Origin of the sequence: Paraburkholderia sp. J69-1 (genome assembly GCF_905220255.1) — a bacterium.
Lineage (GTDB): Bacteria > Pseudomonadota > Gammaproteobacteria > Burkholderiales > Burkholderiaceae > Paraburkholderia.
In genome coordinates this window covers 46,985-66,755 of sequence record NZ_CAJMZG010000007.1, presented here as the reverse complement: position 1 = coordinate 66,755, position 19,771 = coordinate 46,985, and the positions used below count along the sequence as shown (strand labels likewise).

The following is a 19,771-nucleotide window of genomic DNA, read 5'->3' as shown; positions in this document are numbered from 1 at the left end:
ACTGTGGAACTGAATGAGCAAACCTCGCGCGGTGATGCACGCGCGGCGCTCGCTCTGCTGGAAAAGAGCATGAATCACGGGCATGAGCGAATTGGGCTACTGCGCTATTTGATGGCTCGTCGTCTCGGCGCATCGTTAGAGCCACGGCACCACACGTACGCGGAGCAGATCACCGCAAAGATGAGCGCGTCGGCTCTCGTAAGTCTTTTGGAAGAGGCGCAGCGGCGTTGTCGAAACTAGGACATCTGAGATCACTTTCGATTGCTCGATGAACGTACTTCAAGATTGGGTTAGCGTTGAGTGTGTTGGAAGATGGGGTGCTACGCTGTGACCGCATCCAGTTTGTAAAATTCGATTGGAATATCTATGTCGCGAAGGATGCTAGGGAAAGTTGCAGGTATGAGGCGTCAGCAGTTTGCGACGACAAAGCTGCTTCTTCTCCCACTTCCAAAAGCTACGGTGGACAACTTGTCTTTGGTTTCCCACCTAGCGCTTGCAACCTGTCGGGCAGGCCATGGAAACAGATATCAGATTTTCGAGTTAGCGAGGACCATTTACCTTTCTTATTTCATCTGGGAAGAAGGGTATGGCGCAGCAGATGGGGAGATGTATCGTGCCGCGGAAGCTATGCTCGACGCTCTCTCTGCGTCTGCTTACAGTGCTGACGTCTGGGCACTGGATTCGGAGTCGGCTGTCTTGGTCGAAGTTGTTCTTCGGACCTTCGATGATCAACTGAGCTTCGTCCCAGCCGGGATATATCAGAAATGCAGCACACGATTGGCGCGACAATTAACGGCTAAAATTGCGGAGAGGATGGAGCGAGATTTGTAACTACTCTTAAGTCACCATAGAGCAATGACCCACGCGTCACCTCCCTAGTGCTAATGAGGATACTCTCTCTTCGAAGCGAAGGGCATCGGCATATCGACATCCTGAAACAACGGAAGCATTGCCGTCAGTGTCTCGCTGCGAGCTCAAAAACTGCTCGAAGATGTCTCAAGGGAGTAGTAGGGAATAGCTGGCCAGTGACCAAGCTGATCATCTGCTGCGTACATGTTTAGAACAACGGAGGCGTGAGCGGCCTCCACAAGCTAAGCAAGGGGTGCAAGGTCACTGGGCAATATCAGTGAGCGCTATCGCCGGTTTGGCCAACAGGCGGATCACCGAACAAGGCCGGTAATTCGCGCTGAAGCTTGGCGGTAAGCTCATGGTCGGGGAAACGGGCTATTGCCGACGTCCAAACCTCCGTCGCCGTCGCTAGGTCACCGCTATTCCAGTGAGCCCCGCCAAGGTCGAACCTCGCAAGTTCATGATCCGGGTCGAGCGCAAGCGCGTTCTTGTAGGCGTCGATGGCGTCGGGCCAGCGACAAAGGCTGGCGTAAGCTGAAGCGAGCTGAAACCAGCTCATAGCATCGGGCTGAACAGTCTGAGCCTGCTCGAGCAGCAGCGGCACGCTCTCGTCGAACATCTCCAAATGCATGAGGGCAATCGCTAGGCAGTAGCCATATTCTCCGCCTCCCAGTTCATGGGCCCTGCGAAAGCAACGCTCTGCTTCCGCCCAGTTGTCGTTATCCTGAGCCCAGTGACCCAAACGGTCCCAGGGCAACGCAGCGTTATCGGCGTCAATCTTTGCGATGTGTTGATCAAATTCTTGGCGGAACTCGTCATAGGTCTTCCCGATGTCCACTCCTTGCCCTCGCAGGTAGAACCTTGACATCAAAAGCTCATACCTCGCGAGGGGATCCTCGGGGCGCGCCTTTACGTATCGTTGCCAGAAGAGCAAAGCCCGTCGCGCGTTGTCTACATTCGAGCGCCCGAAGGCACCAACCAGACGGCGACACCATGGCCAGATCCAACGGTAGCTATCAGCCTGAGTAAGCAGACTATTGATTTCGCGAAACGCCGCGCGGCCGTCGCCAAGATTGAAAAGTACGTTTGCACGCCAACCGGTGACTGCTGAGGTTCGCCCCTGCTTTTGATTTGAAAAAATGGCCTGCTCGAGATGATGCAACGCGTCCTCGTACTTGCCCAGGCGGACAAAGTGGGTGCCCAGAGTAGTGTGAGCCTCTGCGAGTTCGGGACTCAACCGTAGAGCCTCGTGATAGTGGTTGACCGCCGCGTCTTGGTCGCCAAGCAGTGCGTAGCTGGACCCAAGATTCTTGTGGATCTGAGCAGCTAGTTCGGGGGCGGTAGCAAGCGCCGGGTCAGCGAGGGCGGCCTCGAAGGCGCGTTTTGCTTCATGCTCGTCTTGGAGAGCGTGAAAGGCGTTTCCTATCGTGTAATAGACGTCGCAGACCTGATGACGAACGTCAGTGAGCCTCGTGCGGAAAAAGTGGATAGCCTCTTCGATTCTCTCGGGGTGCTGACTTTCGCCGTCCATGCCTAGGTTAATCTCGGACATGTAGCAAACGCCCATTTCGTCGCTGCCAGCGCCTAAAGCGGCTGCGAACTTGGCGAATCCGGAGCTGATCTTGTCATCTGCGTTTTGCTCATAGAGCTGTGCGAGTAGCTGTCGGGCTAGAGCCGGGTTGTCGGGAACATGAATGTCCAGCGCAGCAACGCTGACTTCACCCGTCCGCCGATCACGTGACGACCGTGCCGAAGCACAGGCAAGCTCTCCAAGCCGGCAAAGGCGCTCAATTGTTAGCTCTTCAACGAAGGAGACGGTCAGTGACTTCTGGTCGGTCCAGTTCGTTCCGCCGTGTTCATACTGATGAACAACATCTTCTGCAGTACAGATCCGCAATGACTTCGTCGGCAGGTGATAGGCCACGTACATGCTGTAAGGTTGCATTAGCAGGTAGTTGAGGTTCGTGCGGTCCACCTCGACAGTGAGCGAGCCGTTGGCGTTCAATGCCCTCTCAGTCCCCTTCAATTGGACGTGTACGCGAACGTTTGTGGCGTACCCGTTGGCGCATGCTTCGATCTGGCAGTCGGTTCCGTAGTCCTTTCGGTCGGGCGCTTGCAGAATGAATGCGCCACTCTCCTCAAGCCTCGTCTGGAACGCGGCTATTGCCTTGTCTTCAACCGCGTGATTCCGGTGGCGATGCGGTAGATCGTCAAAGTGATTCATACGGCTGGCTCGTTGCGGTTGTTTGGTTTTTCATGGCCGTGATCGCTGCCTGCAATCTCGACAGGATAACGTGAGGTTACAGCCATCGCCATTCCGTGACTGCACGTGTTCGGGCGCTGCTGGATTTGATACAGGCACGGTTGGCTGGATTGGGAGATGCGTACATCTGATTCAGGTTGCAGCTCCCAGAGAGTTTGCATACGGGCCAACTAAATGACCGAACGGTCATGCGATTTATTGTTTTGGCCCCTCAAAAATGTTCGATTTAAGGTGGCACGTGGTCGCTAGCGCCGCAGATGCAGGCGGGCATCGCCCGTTTGATCGTACCCAGGAGTTAGCTGTTGGCTGGGTGACGGCGCTTTTCCGTTTCGCTGCAACAGGTACAAACCCGAAGTGATCGCGCCTGAACGGTCATTTAATTTACCGAATGGGCATTTAGTTGGCTGTTCGGGCATAATGCGATCGCACGTCCGAGATACGGATGGCATCAACATGACCTGTCAGGAGCAGATATGGAATTCGCGCTGTTTTTCACCCGCAACGATGCGACCGTTTCCAACTGTCTCGAGCTGTTCGAGACGTTCCGCGAAACCGGTGTGCGGCACTTCGGGTTCAAAGATGTGGGTGTCGAGCGTGAAACTCTTCAAGCTCTCGTGGCCGCGATTCATGCAGCAGGCGGCACCTCGTACATGGAAGTGGTGTCTCCGTCTGTCGAAGCGTGCCTTCGCTCAGTGGAAGTGGCGGCTGAACTCGGTGTGAAGCGTCTTCTGGGCGGTACGCAAATCGACGAAATCCAGGCCGTCCTGGCCGGCACCAATACCGAATTCTTCCCGGCAGCAGGTCGCCCGCTTGGTCATCCCCTTCGTCTGGAAGGCACGCTCAGCGAAATCGTTGACGATTGCAAGCGCTTCATGGACAAGGGCTGCGCTGGCGTTGACCTGCTCGCGTTCCGCGCTGCCGATGCGGTTCCGCTCGAACTCGTCGCCGCGGCGCGCGAAGTCATCAAGCCGGGCGGCCTGATTGTTTCGGGCTCGATTGGCACGCCGGAGCGTGTCCGCGCTATCCGCGAAGCTGGCGCTGACCTCTTTACGGTTGGCAATGCCGTTCTCGACTGCACGTACATCGCAGGCGAAACGTCTGCCATCGAGCAAGCCAAGGCTATGCTGCGCGATAGCCAGCAGTAACCTTCATCCGCATCAGTAGGCCGACGCCCCTTCATCAATGGACGGAAGGGCGTTCGTTCTGCGTTCCATCGCAGTGAATTAGTACACCTACGAAAATGACTTCGACACGAGCCACCAAAATCATTGCGACTCTCGGGCCGGCCAGCTCAACCGAGAGCGTTATCGAGGCGCTGCACCTTGCTGGTGCGGATGTCTTTCGGCTTAACTTCAGCCACGGCAGCTACGACGATCACGTTCATCGACTCAAGGCTGTACGCCGGGTGGAAGAGCGTGCCGACCGGCCCATCGCGATTCTTCTGGACCTGCAGGGGCCAAAACTGCGCGTGTCGACCTTTGCCGAAGGCAAGGCCGAGCTGCACGCCGGTGACGCATTCGTTTTCGACCAGCAAAACGTTCCGGGTAATGGCAAACGAGTCTATCTTCCACATCCGGAAATTTTCTCAGCAGCGTCGGTGGGCGACCACCTGCTGGTGAACGATGGTCAATTGAGGTTCGAGGTCACTTCGGTCTCCGGTGATGAACTGGTCACGAAGATTCTTGTGGGCGGAGTCATTTCGGACCGCAAGGGCGTGAACGTGCCGAGCGCAGCGCTGCCATTGCCTGCGCTTTCCGACAAGGACCGACGCGACCTTGAGTTCGGCCTCGAGCAGGGCGTGGATTGGGTGGCACTGTCCTTCGTCCAGAGGCCGGAGGATTTGCACGAAGCGCGTGCGCTCATCCGTGGCCGCGCAAAGCTTCTGGCGAAGGTCGAGAAGCCGTCCGCGGTGGAACGAATCGACGAAATCATCGAGGCGGCGGACGCCATCATGGTCGCCCGTGGCGACTTGGGCGTGGAAATGCCGCCAGAAGACGTGCCGGCCATTCAAAAGCGCATCGTGCGTCTCTGCCGGGAAGCCGGGAAGCCGGTCGTCGTTGCGACGCAGATGCTCGAGTCGATGGTCAATTCAGCGTCTCCTACGCGAGCGGAAGCTTCCGACGTCGCAACCGCGGTTTACGACGGTGCCGACACTGTAATGCTGTCGGCTGAATCGGCTTCGGGCAAGTACCCAGTCGAAGCAGTCGCCATGATGAACCGGATTCTTGAGCGCACGGAAGCCGACCCGCTGTACCGGCAGCTTATGCACGCTGTCGCGCCGCGCGATACCGCTACCGCGACCGACGCAATCGGTGCGGCAATCAGGACTATTAGCGACGCGCTGCCTTTGGCTGCGACGGTGACCTACACCACTTCGGGAGCAACCGCGCTCCGCGTAGCGCGTGAACGACCGTCGTCGCCGATTCTCGGGTTGACGCCCAGCACGCTTGTAGCGCGTCAACTGGCGCTGTCTTGGGGCGTCTCGGCGAAATTGATCGAAGGTGCTAGTGACGTCGAAGACATGGTCAACAAGGCGAGTGCCGCCGCGCGTGAGGCCGGCTTTGCATGTCAGCGCCGGCCGGTCCTCGTCGCTGCAGGTATGCCATTCGGAACCCCGGGGACGACCAACCTGTTGCGTGTGGTGTTCCCGGCAGTAGCCGAGAGCGCTGAATAAGCATCGCCCCCAAACATACGGAGAATTGAGAATGGCAGTCATTGAGGGAGATGTCGACGTCGCGGCAATCTTTTCAACGGTCGAAGATATTCCGGAAGCATGTCGCATTCGCGCACCACTGCATCAACGGAGCATTCTGATTGATGGAGCGCTGCGGCAATGGGCAGGCGGTGTCCGGTCAATTCATTCGGCCATCGTCGTCGGCGATGCGAATGGCGTGTTCGCACCGATGGAGCTCGGCAGCGTGCCAGAGGGCAGTCTGGAAGAAGCCATGGATGCCCTGGAGGCTGCAGAGCGCGCCTACGGAAACGGCCGTGGTCAGTGGCCGACGATGCGAGCGGCGGAGCGCATCGCCTGCGTCGAAGAATTCACTCGCCTCATCATTGAAAAGCGCGACGACATTGTCCGACTCCTTATGTGGGAAATCGGCAAAACGCTCAAGGATTCGGAGAAGGAATTCGACCGCACCATCACCTACATTCGCGACACGCTGGTCGAGCTGAAGCGTATTGAGAATAAGGGTGCAAACTTCGAGGTCGTAGAAGGGACGGTCGGGCAAATTCGCAGGTCTCCGCTCGGCGTTACGCTTTGCCTGGGCCCGTATAACTATCCGCTTAACGAGACGTTCACAACACTGATTCCCGCGCTGGTGATGGGCAACACTGTGATGCTGAAGCCCCCGCGCTTTGGTGTCTTGCTGTATGCACCGATGCTGGCCGCGTTCCAGCAGGCGTTCCCGGCCGGTGTCGTGAATTTGCTCTATGGTAACGGTGCAGAAATCGTTCCGAAGCTGATGGAAACCGGCAGCGTCAACGTACTCGCGTTGATTGGTTCGAGCCGCGTTGCTGACCAGCTGAAGAAGGCACATCCGAAGTCCAACCGACTGCGCGCGGTGCTGGGGCTCGATGCCAAGAACGCTGCCATCATCTTGCCGGACGCAGACCTGGACCTTGCCGTTCGGGAATGCGTTGCTGGTTCGCTCTCCTTCAATGGTCAGCGATGCACAGCTATCAAGATGATTCTCGTGCATGAGTCGATTGCCGATGCGTTCGTCGAGCGCCTGGCTGGCGCAGTGAACCAGCTCAAACGCGGAATGCCGTGGCAGGAAGGCGTCGTCATCACGCCGCTGCCGGACAAAGCTCGCTGTGACTATCTAAGCGAATGCGTCGAAGACGCGCGCTCGCATGGCGCTCGGGTGATGAACGAGGGGGGCGGCAATGTGACGGAGACGCTGTTCCATCCGGCTGTCGTATACCCCGCAAAGCCGGGCATGAAGCTGTACCGCGAAGAGCAATTCGGGCCAGTCGTGCCGGTTGCGCCGTTCTCGGAAGTGGCAGAGGCGCTTGATTATGTGGCGAGCTCGGATTACGGCCAGCAGGTCAGTGTCTTTGGACAGAGCTCCGGACAAATCGCTGAGGTTGTCGATGCCCTGGCCAACCAGGTTTGTCGAATCAACCTCAATGCGCAGTGTCAGCGTGGTCCGGATGCGTTCCCGTTTGCAGGACGTAAAGACTCTGCGGAAGGCACGCTCTCGGTTCACGACGCTCTGCGTGCGTTCTCGATTCGGACCATGGTGTCCGTGAAGGCCGGCGACTCCGGCACGAAGCTTATTCAAGCAATTGCCGAGTCAAACGAAAGCCGCATCATCAATACGCGATACACGTTCTGATGAGGGCGCGGGCGCGCTTGCGCGCCCGCGTTCCCTTCATGCTGCCTTTTCGTTTCCGTCTGGTGTGAGGATTTCGATGCCCGCAGCCCGGAAAGCATCAGCCAACTGCGGATCTGGGTATTCGTTGACGACGATGCGATGGATTTCGTTGAGCAGACACACGCGGAACAGTGCGGAGCGATTCAGCTTGGTGTCATCCGCGATGACTGTAACTCGGCGGGCTTGGCCAATCATTGCGCGCGCGATCTCTGCTTCTCGCAGTTCGAAATCCATGGCGCCAGTAGCATCAATAGCGCCGACGGTGATAACCGCGTCGTGTGCGGTGAATTGCTTTATCTGCTCGACAGCCAATGCACCGACATTCTCGGATGCTTCCTCGAGGAATTCACCGCCAATCATGAAAACCCGATGTCGCTCGCTGCTGCGTGCGAGCGTTTGAGTAATCGTGACCGAATTCGTGACGATGGTCATCTTCGGCCTGGCTGCCAGTTCTTCCGCGAATGCGAGCGTCGTCGTGCCGGTATCAACGAAGAGGGTGTCGTCTTTGTCGAAGAGTGACGCAGCGAGGCGTGCGACAGCACGCTTCTCGTCGGCTTGTTCGCTTAACCGTGCATTGAAGGCACCTTCGGTGCGCCGATCGAGGCGTTCGGCCCCGCCGTGATACTTCCGCAACAGCCCGCGAAGCGAGAGTTCGGTCAAATCGCGCCGGATGGTTTCCCGCGAAGTGCCCAAATTGTCGGCGAGGAAATCCACAGTCACTTTGCCCGAATCGCGGACGTGCGCAAGGATGGCTGTGTGTCTTTCCGATGGCTTCATTGATGGTGGATCCTGATTCCTGCTGTCAAATCGGGCAGCGTCCGGGGCTCACACTGCCTCATCGGTCACTGATTGAAGCCCAAGCTTACATCAAACGGGCAAATTTTGACTGTTTCGGTCTCAGTGATTTCCCTATGAAGCATTTTGATTTGTTGACTGTTCGGGCATTAGAAATTACCGTTCAGTCATACAGGATTTGGCGAAGAGGTGTGGCGTGAAAAAGGGACTGAACATCGGCGTGTATGACGTCGCGGTAATAGGTGCCGGCGTCGTGGGCTGCGCTGTTGCCCGTCGATTTGCGCTTGATGGCGCGCGCGTATTGATGCTGGAAAAGGGCTCGGATTTGTTGTCAGGTGCAAGCAAGTCGAACAGCGCGATTCTGCATACGGGCTTCGACGCACCGACTGGAAGCTTGGAAGTTGCCTGCATGCAGGCCGGCTATGACGAATATGTCGCTATCGCTCCGCAGATGAATCTCTCGATTCTTGAAACGGGTGCGATTGTTGCAGCTTGGACTGACGAGGAAGTTGCCAAACTCGACGGCATTGAAGCTCAAGCGCGGGCGAATGGCGTCAGCGATGTGCGTCGGGTGTCGCGTGCCGAAATTCTGAAGCGTGAGCCGCACATCAACCCGACCGTGAGGGAGGGCCTGCTGGTTCCTCGCGAGCACGTTATTGATCCATGGAGTGCTCCTCTCGGCTACCTCACGCAAGCCGTTCAAAATGGCGCTACGGTTCAATTCAATGCCGAAGTAAAAGGCGCGATGCGCGTTGGCAACGAATGGGAAATTGAGACTACCCGCGGCGAGTTCCGCGCAAGCGTGGTGATTAACTGCGCAGGGGTCTACGGAGATCGTATTGAGGCGATGTTCCTCGGAACGGCCAGCTTCGAAATCCGGCCCCGTAAGGGTCAATTCGTGGTGTTCGACAAGTCCGCTGCTTCGTTCATCCGCACGATTTTGCTCCCGGTCCCGACTGAACGAACCAAAGGCGTCGTCGTGGTGCGTACTGCTTTTGGCAACGTCCTCGTTGGCCCGACCGCTGAGGAACAGGAAGACCGTGTGCATGCGACGGTCGAGGAAAGCACGCTCAAATCGCTGGCAGCCAAGGCCGCGGAGCTGGTGCCGTCACTTGCGAACGTTCCAGTGAATGCCATCTACGCTGGCTTGCGCCCTGCCACAGAGAAGAAGGAATACCGTGTGCACCAGGACGCCGAGCGTGGCTACATCGCTCTGGGCGGCATTCGTTCAACGGGTTTGACGGCGGCTTTGGGGCTCGCTCAACACGCGGCAAAGCTGTATGCAGAGTCAGGCCGTACGCTTACGGCACCTCAGCAAGTCGCTTGCCCAAGGATGCCGAACATCTCCGAGCATCGCGAGCGTGATTGGGAGCGCCCCGGTGACAACGAAATCGTCTGCCATTGCGAGTTGGTGACTCGCCGGGAAATCGAGGCCGCACTGGTGAGTGAGATTCCCGCAGGTGACTTCGGTGGCCTTCGCCGCCGGACGCGCGCATGTATGGGGCGCTGCCAAGGGTTCTACTGCAGCGCACGAGTCGCTGAAATTACGGCAGGCAAGTTTGAATTTCCGCTGGCAGTTGGAGTGAGTCATGAGTAACGCAATCGAAGCGGACGTCATCATCATCGGCGGTGGTCCGTCGGGTATCGCCGCAGCAGTCGAACTGCGTAAGCGTGGGGTATCGCGTGTTGCCATCATTGAGCGTGAGCCAGTAGCTGGCGGCGTGCCGCGCCATTGCGGCCATCCTCCGTTCGGCATGCGCGAGTTCGGCCGTATCTACACGGGGCCGGAATACGCTCGACGGCTTGTCCGCTACGCTCAGGAGCACGGCGTCACGATTCATACGGACACGACCGTAGTGCGTATGGAAGAAGGTGCTCGTCTGCAAATCGTCAGTGCAGCCGGCCGCGGGACGGCTAAAGCCAAGCGCGTCATTATCGCAACTGGCGTGCGTGAAACACCGCGTTCGGCCCGCTTCGTTTCGGGAGACCGCCCGATTGGCGTCTTCAACACGGGCGCCTTGCAGGCGTTCGTCTATCTTCGCAACCTGATTCCGTTCAAACGCCCTCTCATCGTCGGCACTGAGCTTGTGTCGATTTCGTCGGTGCTGACCTGTCGGAATGCAGGCATCAAGCCGGTTGCCATCGTGGAAGAGAACGACCGCCCGACAACCTACCGGGCATTTGCGATGTTCCCCCGATTGTGTGGCATTCCCGTTCACTACGGGACGCACATCGAGGAAATCTGCGGTACCAAGCGGGTAGAAGCCGTGCGTCTGCGTGGACCCGGAGGGAAGGTTCGCGAAGTCGAGTGCGACGGCGTGTTGTTTACCGGACGGTTCACCCCAGAAGCAACCTTGGTCCGAGGCAGCCATTTAGTGCTTGACCAGGGCACGAAGGGCCCGCAAGTCGATCAGTTCGGACGATGCTCCGATGGCACCTACTACGCAGCAGGAAATGTTCTGCGTCCGTTGGAGACTGCGGGATGGTCGTTCAGGGAGGGCCGGCGAATCGGCAACATCGTGGCGGACGATCTCATGGGACACCTTCCGGCGACGATGCGAACGACGCTTATCGAGCGCTCCGAAGGTATCAAGCTCGTGATGCCGCAGCGCCTGGTGCTCCCAATGTCCATGCGTGGTCTCGAGTATCTCCAGGTGCGTGTCGAGCACGAAGCACATGGCACCTTGAGCATCAGCGCAGGAAACAAGCCGCTGTGGAAGAAGAACATTTCGTTGCTTCCCGAACGGCGTCTCCTGATTCCGCTTAATCAGCTCGAGGTTCCCGAGAATACCGATACGCTTCGCATTGGCGTGCAGGCGTAAGTGAAATAACAGCCAGAGACGAAGGAGCACGCAGCATGCGTATCGCAGCAATCGATCAAGGCACCACCAGCACCCGTGTTCTGGTGGCCGATAGCAACGGTGGTGCCGATATTGTCCACGCCGTTCGACACCGGCAACACCATCCTCATCCGGGTTGGGTTGAACACTCGCCGGAGGAACTACTTTCCAACCTGAACGCGTGCATCGAGGCAGCTGGCACTGTCGATACAATCGGCCTCGCGAACCAGGGCGAAAGTTGCCTCGCATGGGACGCCGTGAGCGGGGAAGCGCTTTCGCCGGTGATCGTGTGGCAGGACAACCGCACCGCTAATCTACTCAAGGACTTGCGCGAGTCGGGCGCAGAGGAGATCACGCTGGCCCGCGCGGGCCTTCCTCTGGATCCGTACTTCTCGGCGTCAAAGCTTGCGTGGCTCCTTCGCAACAATGATCGTGTACGTGCCGCAAAGAAGGCGGGCACGTTGCGTCTCGGAACGACTGATGCCTACTTTCTCGACAGACTGACCGGACATTTTGCGACCGACACGACGACAGCGTCGCGCACGTCGCTGATGAACTTGGAAACGGGAGAGTGGGATGAAGAACTCTGCCGGCTGTTCGATGTTCCGATTGAGTGTCTGCCCGAAATCCGGCCGACTGTTGGCAACTTCGGGAGCGTCGGCACCGTCCCGGTCACTGCGTCCATCGTCGACCAGCAGGCGGCACTTTACGGTCACGGCTGTCGTAAAGCGGGTGATGCCAAGATCACCTTTGGCACTGGAGCCTTCGCCCTGACGCTGACTGGATCGCAGATTATCCGCGCCCCGCAGCAGGGTCTCCTGCCGACGGTTGCGTGGCGAATCGGCAACGAGATCACTTATGCGCTCGACGGTGGCGTCTACGACGCTAGCTCGGCGGTGGAGTGGGCCGGGCGTCTCGGGCTCTTTGACGATCTGTCTGAAATCTCGACGTTTGAGGCGCCTCCGGCGATTGCAGGCGGCCTGGCGTTCGTGCCGGCCCTGTCGGGCTTGGCTTGCCCGCACTGGGATCGCACGGCGGGCGCACTGTGGGTTGGCATGGTCGCATCAACAAGCAAGAGCGAACTGTGCCAGTCCCTGCTCGAAGGTGTTGCTCTATGCACGTCAGAAGTGATCAGTGCGATGAGCGGTCGCGTCGACGTAACCGAACGCCTGTCTGTGGACGGCGGGCTCGCACGAAATGTCTATTTTGTGCAGTTCCTGGCAGATGTGCTTGAACGGACGATTGTCACGCAGCGATTCCACGAGTTGACTGCGTTCGGTTGCGCAGCCCTTGCTGCGCGCGGGCTCGGAGCCGAGCTGCCCGAGTACAAGAACGCGTCGACCGTGTTCAAGCCGCGCCAGTCGCACGCGACAATTGCTGACTGGAAAGCGAGTTTTGCCGAAGCTGTGAAACGTTCAAAGGGCTGGCGCTAGGTCGCCATGTGAGCGGAAGGCGTCAAGCTGAGGCGCCTTCTCATCGGTAAATCTCAATCTACGTAATCTAGTTGTACTAATCGTAATACATCAATCCGCACAGCGTTTATCAGTCGTCGTAATGCAAGACGCTCTGGATAGCGTACATCTGTAGTTGTCGGGAGACAGCAATGAGCAAGCAGGATAAGCATCAAGGAACCGTCACACACCCCGAGCTCAAGCAGACGCTTGGCACGTGGCATCTCTGGTCGATCGCGGTCGGTCTCGTGATCTCCGGAGAGTATTTCGGCTGGAGTCTTGGTTGGGCGCAGGCCGGTACGCTGGGCTTTCTGGTCACGACCGTTTTCATCGCAGCGATGTTTACGGCATTCATTTTCAGCTTTACTGAGCTGAGCACCTCGATTCCGCACGCGGGCGGCCCGTTCGCCTACGCCCGTCACGCATTCGGCGAAACGGGGGGCTACTTCGCTGGGGCCGCGACGCTTGTGCAGTATGTGTTCACGCCGCCTACTATCGCCCTGGCGATTGGGGGGTATCTTTCGTTCCAGTTCAAGGGGCTCGATACAAAGACCGCTGCTCTGGGGGCTTATGCCGTCTTTATGGCGCTGAACATCGTCGGCATTCAGATCGCAGCAGCATTCGAACTGGTGGTGACGGCATTCGCAATTTTTGAACTGCTCGTCTTTATGGGCGTCGTCTCGCCTGGCTTCCATATCTCCAACTTCGTTCAGCATGGCTGGAGCGGACAAGACCATTTTACGTCGCTGGCGATTCCGGGTATTTTCGCTGCAATCCCCTTCGCGGTCTGGTTCTTCGGTTGTATCGACGGTGTTGCGATGGCGGCAGAGGAAGCCAAAAATCCGCGCCGTTCGATTCCGCGCGCCTACATTGGGGCAATTATCACGCTGGTCGTGTTGGCGTTCGGTGTCATGATCTTCGCAGGCGCAACTGGCGACTGGCGCCAGATTGCCAACAAGGACGCGCCGCTTCCTGAAGCAATGAAGATTGTCGTTGGCGAACACAGTGGCTGGCTGCACATGATGGTCTGGCTTGGGTTGGGCGGCCTCGTTGCATCGTTCCACGGGATCATTCTGGGCTACTCGCGTCAGATCTTCGCTCAGGCGCGTGAGGGCTATCTCCCACGCTTCCTTGCTCATGTGAATCCGACTTTCAAGACGCCGCACTGGGCGATCCTTTCTGGTGGTGCTATCGGTGTGGCGACGATCTATGTCGTCAGCTGGGTCGCCAAGGGTGGCGCCGATGATGTGATGTTCGATATCGCGGTGATCTCTGTATTGGGCATGATGACGATGTACGGTATCAGCATGCTCGCATTGTTCAAGTTGCGAGCGAGCGAACCCGGCCTCGCGCGACCGTTCCGAGCGCCAGGTTATCCGTTCGTTCCCGCGTTTGCGCTGTTTGGCATCCTTGTTTCGCTGGGCAGCATGATCTGGTTCTACCCGGTACTCGCCGGTATGTTCGTGGCTATCGTTGCCCTCGGCTACCTCGTATTCCGTGCGACGCGGCAATCGCGTGAGAGCGCGCCCGTCGACAATATCACGACGCCTGTAACGAGCATTCAGGACTAAATCTGAAGAGCTTCAGGGAAAGGATTGTCAGGGCCTCAGGTGCTGGCCGCAGCATTGGCCAGCATTTGAATTTTTGAATGTTGAAAGAGACTGAAATACTGATGTGCAACATCGTAGACGTTATCGCCCGCGAGATTCTGGATTCGCGCGGCAATCCGACCGTCGAATGTGACGTGCTGCTCGAATCGGGCACGATGGGCCGCGCGGCAGTGCCGTCGGGCGCATCGACCGGCTCGCGCGAAGCGATCGAACTGCGCGACGGCGAAACCGGCCGCTACAACGGCAAGGGCGTGCTGAAGGCTGTCGAGCACATCAACACCGAAATCTCCGAGGCGATCATGGGCCTCGACGCATCGGAACAGGCCTTCCTCGACAAGACCCTGCTCGAACTCGACGGCACCGACAACAAGTCGCGTCTTGGCGCGAACGCGATGCTGGCTGTCTCGATGGCTGTTGCGAAGGCTGCTGCTGAAGAAGCCGGCCTGCCGCTGTACCGCTACTTCGGCGGTTCGGGCGCGATGCAACTGCCGGTGCCGATGATGAACATCGTCAACGGTGGCGCACACGCGAACAACAGCCTGGACATCCAGGAATTCATGATCGTGCCGGTGAGCCAGCCGACGTTCCGCGAAGCGCTGCGTTGCGGCGCGGAAATCTTCCACGCGCTCAAGAAGATCCTCTCGGATCGCGGCATGAGCACGGCCGTGGGCGACGAAGGCGGTTTCGCACCGAACTTCGGCAGCAACGACGAATGCCTCTCGACCATCCTGCAAGCGATCGAAAAGGCTGGCTACCGCGCCGGTGAAGACGTTCTGCTGGCGCTGGACTGCGCCGCGAGCGAGTTCTACCACGACGGCAAGTACCAGCTCGCCGGCGAAGGCCTGCAACTGTCGTCGGCTGAATTCGCCGACTACCTCGCCACGCTCGCCGACAAGTTCCCGATCGTCTCGATCGAAGACGGCATGCACGAGTCCGACTGGGCCGGCTGGAAGCTCCTGACCGACAAGCTCGGCAAGAAGGTCCAGCTCGTGGGCGACGACCTGTTCGTCACCAACACGCGCATCCTGAAGGAAGGCATCGAGAAGGGCATCGCCAACTCGATCCTCATCAAGATCAATCAGATCGGCACGCTGACGGAAACCTTCGCAGCCATCGAAATGGCCAAGCGCGCGGGCTACACGGCCGTAATTTCGCACCGTTCGGGCGAAACCGAAGATTCGACCATCGCGGACATCGCCGTCGGCCTGAACGCTGGTCAGATCAAGACCGGCTCGCTCTCGCGCTCGGACCGTATCTCGAAGTACAACCAGCTGCTGCGCATCGAGGAAGACCTCGGTGATATCGCCAGCTACCCGGGCAAGTCGGCGTTCTACAACCTGCGTAACGTCTAAACGCAATTGCCTCTAACTCGCCGCTCTCAAGCGGCGAGTTGCATTTTTGCAAGGAAGAAGTCGATGTCTAGAGAACGGAAGTTAGTCGTTGGCAATTGGAAGCTAAACGGAAATCTGGCCGAGAATGCGGCGCGCCTTTCCGAGCTTCGTGGTCATGGGGATCAGGCGTTTACGCGCGTTCAGATTGCTGTTTGCGTTCCGTTTCCCTACCTGAGTCAGGCTCAGAACGCGTTACAGGGCTCCCACGCTGCTTGGGGCGTTCAGGACGTTTCCGCTCATCTCAGTGGCGCGTATACCGGCGAAACTTCTGCAGTCATGGCAGCAGAGTTCGGTGCGTCTTTCGCGATCGTTGGACATTCTGAACGTCGGAGCTATCACGGTGAACGTTCCGAGACTATTGCAGCGAAAGTGAAGCGCGCAGTCGAATCCGGGCTGACACCGATCCTGTGCGTGGGCGAAACAATCGAACAACGCGACGCGAGCGAGACTACCGAAGTGGTATCCGCTCAACTGATTGAAGTCCTGGAAGAGCTTTCAACTGAGCAGCAAGGACATATTGTCTTTGCCTACGAGCCTGTTTGGGCCATTGGCACCGGACGCACGGCGTCTCCTGGACAGGCGCAGGAGGTTCACGCGCATATCCGTCGGGTCCTCGCCGCGGTATCCCCTGAGTTGAAAGACCGGCCAATTCTGTACGGGGGCAGTGTAAAGGCAGGGAACGCTGAAGAATTGTTCATGCAAGAGGACATAGACGGCGCGCTTGTAGGCGGTGCGTCGCTGGTGTCGACGGAGTTTGCGGGTATCTGCAGCGCGGCACAACGCACCTGCGCGATCTAAACCGCAGCCGCCGCGGTCTATCGCCACATTACGCAGTACAAGCTTCGCCGGACCTGCAAGCGGCCGGCAGGCTCGGGCTCGCATGCAATTTTGCAGCACTCCGCTCTGGCGCGATCGGATAGCGTCAGCTTCGGCGTCGGCCATCGATATTCGAGGCATTTCAGTCGATAGCCCCTTGGGCGGACGGACCGCACCTGCCTGTTGCCTGCAGGCACCTAGCAACTTCAATAAATCAAATTTTCTGCCTGTTCGGGTTAACGATGTGACTGTTCGGGCAAAAAATTATTGGATTTATTTTTGTTCGGGCTATATTTCACTGACCGTTCGCTCTTTCGCATGACTGAACCTGCGCCTGCGAATGTGAACGATGGTCGGGGCGGTCCTGTGCATCGGACCTTTTAGGATGGCAGTAGTCTGGTTTGGGGAGTTCACCTCCATGGCTTCGGAAAATATTCGGTCGCCCGGCAGTGGCGATGACGACGCAAAATTGCTGGCGAGTCTCGGCTACACGCAAGAGTTATCGCGGCGAATGAGTGGTTTCTCCAACTTCGCAATTTCATTTGCGATTATTTGCGTGTTGGCGGGCGGGATTACGGCGTTCCCGCAAGCGCTGGGTGCTGGCGGAGGGTTGTCGATCGGGCTCGGGTGGCCGATCGGCGCATTGTTTTCAGTAGTAGTGGCGCTTGCTATGGCGCAGATCGCATCGGCGTATCCGACCGCTGGCGGCTTGTACCACTGGAGCTCGATTCTGGGCGGAAAAGGCTGGGGCTGGGCGACCGCCTGGTTCAACCTCATAGGGTTGATCTTCGCCATGGCATCGATCGACTTCGGCCTTTACGACCCATTCTTTAAATCGTTTATCGCTCCCTTGTTAGGGGTCAAAGTCGATGCGTTGGGTTGGGGCGCGCAGACACTGTTTATCGGCGTTTGCATCGCGACTCAGGCTCTGCTGAACCAATATGCACCGCGTATCACGATGCGGCTCACGGACCTGTCGGGCTGGCTGATCTTTGCCGTTGTCATCGTCCTTATTGGTTCTTTGCTTGCGACGACGCCAGTGCATCTTGACCTCTCGCGCCTGTTTACCTTTACCAACTACACGGGTACGGAGGGCAGCCCCTGGCCGCAAAGCAGCAGCGCAATCAGTGTGTTCCTCTCCGGGCTTTTGCTGACGATCTATACGATCACTGGCTTTGACGCGTCCGCACACACCGCAGAAGAGACGCACAACGCAAGCAAGGCGGTACCGAAGGGGATTATCACGTCAGTAGTGTGGTCTGTGATCTTTGGTTACGTGCTGATCTGTACGTTCGTGCTCGTCATGCCGAACGTGGCACAAGGAGTCAAGCAGGGTGGCGACTTCTTCTCCGCACTGCTGGCCCCGTTGCCGGCTGCGCTGCGCGTTGCGCTCGGCGTGGCGATATTCATCATCAATTATCTTTGCGCGCTTGCGGCACTCACGTCCACTTCACGCATGATGTACGCATTTGCGCGCGATGGGGGCTTGCCCGCCTCAGGCTGGCTTCGACAGATCAACGCCAAGCGGGCAACCCCTGGGCCGGGAATCTGGGTGACGGCTGCGCTGGCGATGGCGGCGACGCTGTATGGCGATGCGTTCGTCGTATTGTCGACCGGATGCGCTGTACTGCTTTACCTTTCGTACATCATGCCAACGGCCGCAGGTGTGCTGGCCGAGGGACGTTCCTGGACCAGAAAAGGGCCTTTCGATCTCGGATCATTTTCCAAGCCGGTCGGCACCTTGGCGGTCATTGGAGGAGCGATTCTCGTCTTCACTGGAGTGCGCCCGCCGAATGAAAAGGTGTTGTACCTCGTCATCGGAATGGCAGCTGCGCTTCTGGTGCTTTGGTGGGGAGCAGGCGTTCGTAACCGATTCCGTGGGCCGCCGCTTAACGAGAGCATTTCGAATGATAGCCCGCAACACACGATCAATGCAGTAGGCGAATAGCCTGCATTGGGTGTGAGATATGGCGCTGCGCTGGGGCGGTGCCATCGAATGTATCTCGGTCGGTCATGAATATACTAAGTAGACCTATATATATGAAAAAGTACCTTCCGGCTATTGGCGTCCTTGTCATGTCCTGCGTAACGACTGCCCATGCGCAAAGCAGCGTTACGCTCTATGGCATTGTCGACACAGGGATTGCTTACATTCACAATGTGAACGGCGCGAGTTCGCTTTGGAGGCAGCAAACCAGCAACCTGTCTGGGTCGGAGTGGGGGCTCAAGGGGCGTGAAGATCTGGGGGGCGGTCTCGCAGCAATCTTTCAGCTTGAAAACGGGTTTGACGTTGCGACTGGCGAAGCTGCGCAAAGTAGTCGACTATTCGGACGACAGAGCTTTGTTGGACTTGCGAGCGATGTTGCGGGCACGTTCACGCTCGGCCGCCAATACGACCCCATCTCTGATCTTCTTCAGCCAATCACCGCGGATGCCTTTAGCGGATGGTTTGCTACTCCAGGGGATGTGGACAACTACGACAGTGATGCGCGCTTTAACAATTCTGTGAAATGGACGAGTCCGGGATGGGGTGGCTTCCAGGGGGCGTTGATGTATTCCTTTGGCGGCGTCGCGGGCGCGACCGGTTCCGGCGCGACATACAGCGCTGCGCTGCTGTGGACCGCCGGAAACCTTAGCCTCGCGGGTGGATATCTTCACATCGACAATGGCAATGCGGTACTGGGCGACCGGGGAACTTCCTCGGCGGACACGCTGTTCAATACGCCCGTGAACGCTGCCTATGCCTCTGCTCGCTCAATTGGAATCGCCAGGCTGGCTGCGCAGTACACGATCGAGCGCCTGACCGCTGGCGTTGGATATAGCTATTCTCTTTACGCGCCTGACGCTTCTTCGAGCTTCACCGTGTCGGAGAAATATCACAATGGATCGGTTTTCCTGTCCTATCAATTCACGCCTGCCTTCCAGATTGTCGGAGGGTACAACTACACGCGCACGACTGGCGATTCCGCCGCGACATACCATCAAGCGAATCTCGGTATCGACTACTCGCTGAGCAAGCGAACGGATGTGTACGCGTCAGCCGGCTACCAGCACGCGTCCGGTGAAAACGGCTCCGGCGTAGCTGAAGCCTCGATCGGATCGTTCGGCTATTCAGCGGGGAAAAGCACTCAGGAATACGCTCTCGTTGGAGTGAGGCATCGATTCTGACGCAGAGCAGACTGGTAGGACCGCGCAAAACGTGGGGCGCTCCATCGCTCCACGCCTGCGCTCAGCTTTTGATGATGTTGGAAATTTGAGCTATGGCTAGAAGTAAAGCAAGACATAAGTGTATGCCCCGACTAGGAGGTGCTGTAGTTCAAAAGCAGATGTTGTTGCCTCTGCCCGCCGCCCATATAAACGAAATCTCGCTCAAA

13 protein-coding genes are annotated in these 19,771 nt (G+C 58.0%); 11 read left to right on the top strand and 2 right to left on the bottom strand.

Translation table 11 applies throughout. The features are described 5' to 3' along the window. Positions 1-1,123: 1,123 nt before the first annotated feature. On the bottom strand, positions 1,124-3,073 hold the full coding sequence (locus tag U5A67_RS14310) for a tetratricopeptide repeat protein (RefSeq protein WP_321815159.1): 1,950 nt from the start codon (positions 3,071-3,073) through the stop codon (positions 1,124-1,126). Between the two features lie 512 nt (positions 3,074-3,585). Here U5A67_RS14310 and U5A67_RS14305 point away from each other — a divergent pair. The 3 genes from U5A67_RS14305 (at position 3,586) to U5A67_RS14295 (ending at position 7,455) form a co-directional block, all read left to right on the top strand. Then, positions 3,586-4,257, top strand: coding sequence for a 4-hydroxythreonine-4-phosphate dehydrogenase (locus U5A67_RS14305; protein ID WP_321815160.1), 672 nt, complete (start codon positions 3,586-3,588; stop codon positions 4,255-4,257). A gap of 95 nt (positions 4,258-4,352) precedes the next feature. Continuing rightward, entirely contained in the window at positions 4,353-5,786 is a 1,434-nt protein-coding gene (gene pyk / locus U5A67_RS14300; RefSeq protein WP_321815161.1) for a pyruvate kinase, read from the top strand. A 40-nt stretch (positions 5,787-5,826) separates the two neighbouring features. Continuing rightward, complete coding sequence (locus tag U5A67_RS14295) at positions 5,827-7,455, top strand: NADP-dependent glyceraldehyde-3-phosphate dehydrogenase (RefSeq protein ID WP_415767844.1); 1,629 nt, start codon at positions 5,827-5,829, stop codon at positions 7,453-7,455. A 36-nt stretch (positions 7,456-7,491) separates the two neighbouring features. On the opposite strand, the gene U5A67_RS14290 is transcribed toward U5A67_RS14295, so the two are convergent. Continuing rightward, positions 7,492-8,271 carry a DeoR/GlpR family DNA-binding transcription regulator gene (locus U5A67_RS14290; RefSeq protein ID WP_321815163.1) on the bottom strand — a complete coding sequence of 260 codons (780 nt, stop codon included), beginning with the start codon at positions 8,269-8,271 and terminating at the stop codon, positions 7,492-7,494. 214 nt (positions 8,272-8,485) lie between these two features. On the opposite strand from U5A67_RS14290, the gene U5A67_RS14285 reads away from it, so the two are divergent. The 8 genes from U5A67_RS14285 (at position 8,486) to U5A67_RS14250 (ending at position 19,565) form a co-directional block, all read left to right on the top strand. Further along, on the top strand, positions 8,486-9,886 hold the full coding sequence (locus tag U5A67_RS14285; protein WP_321815164.1) for an NAD(P)/FAD-dependent oxidoreductase: 1,401 nt from the start codon (positions 8,486-8,488) through the stop codon (positions 9,884-9,886). Continuing rightward, positions 9,879-11,111 carry an NAD(P)/FAD-dependent oxidoreductase gene (locus tag U5A67_RS14280; protein ID WP_321815165.1) on the top strand — a complete coding sequence of 411 codons (1,233 nt, stop codon included), beginning with the start codon at positions 9,879-9,881 and terminating at the stop codon, positions 11,109-11,111. Before U5A67_RS14285 ends, U5A67_RS14280 begins: the two co-directional genes overlap by 8 nt. A 35-nt stretch (positions 11,112-11,146) precedes the next feature. Further along, entirely contained in the window at positions 11,147-12,562 is a 1,416-nt protein-coding gene (locus tag U5A67_RS14275; protein ID WP_321815166.1) for an FGGY family carbohydrate kinase, read from the top strand. Positions 12,563-12,732: 170 nt separating this feature from the next. Next, complete coding sequence (gene eat / locus U5A67_RS14270; protein WP_321815167.1) at positions 12,733-14,151, top strand: ethanolamine permease; 1,419 nt, start codon at positions 12,733-12,735, stop codon at positions 14,149-14,151. A 101-nt stretch (positions 14,152-14,252) separates the two neighbouring features. Next, a complete protein-coding gene (eno, locus tag U5A67_RS14265) occupies positions 14,253-15,542 on the top strand; it encodes a phosphopyruvate hydratase (RefSeq protein WP_321815168.1) in 1,290 nt (429 codons plus the stop codon). 63 nt (positions 15,543-15,605) lie between these two features. Continuing rightward, positions 15,606-16,379, top strand: coding sequence for a triose-phosphate isomerase (tpiA, locus tag U5A67_RS14260; protein WP_321815169.1), 774 nt, complete (start codon positions 15,606-15,608; stop codon positions 16,377-16,379). Between the two features lie 436 nt (positions 16,380-16,815). Then, positions 16,816-18,345: an amino acid permease gene (locus tag U5A67_RS14255; RefSeq protein WP_321815170.1), complete on the top strand. Its 1,530-nt coding sequence runs from the start codon at positions 16,816-16,818 to the stop codon at positions 18,343-18,345. A gap of 92 nt (positions 18,346-18,437) precedes the next feature. Continuing rightward, complete coding sequence (locus tag U5A67_RS14250; RefSeq protein WP_321815171.1) at positions 18,438-19,565, top strand: porin; 1,128 nt, start codon at positions 18,438-18,440, stop codon at positions 19,563-19,565. Positions 19,566-19,771: the final 206 nt, after the last annotated feature.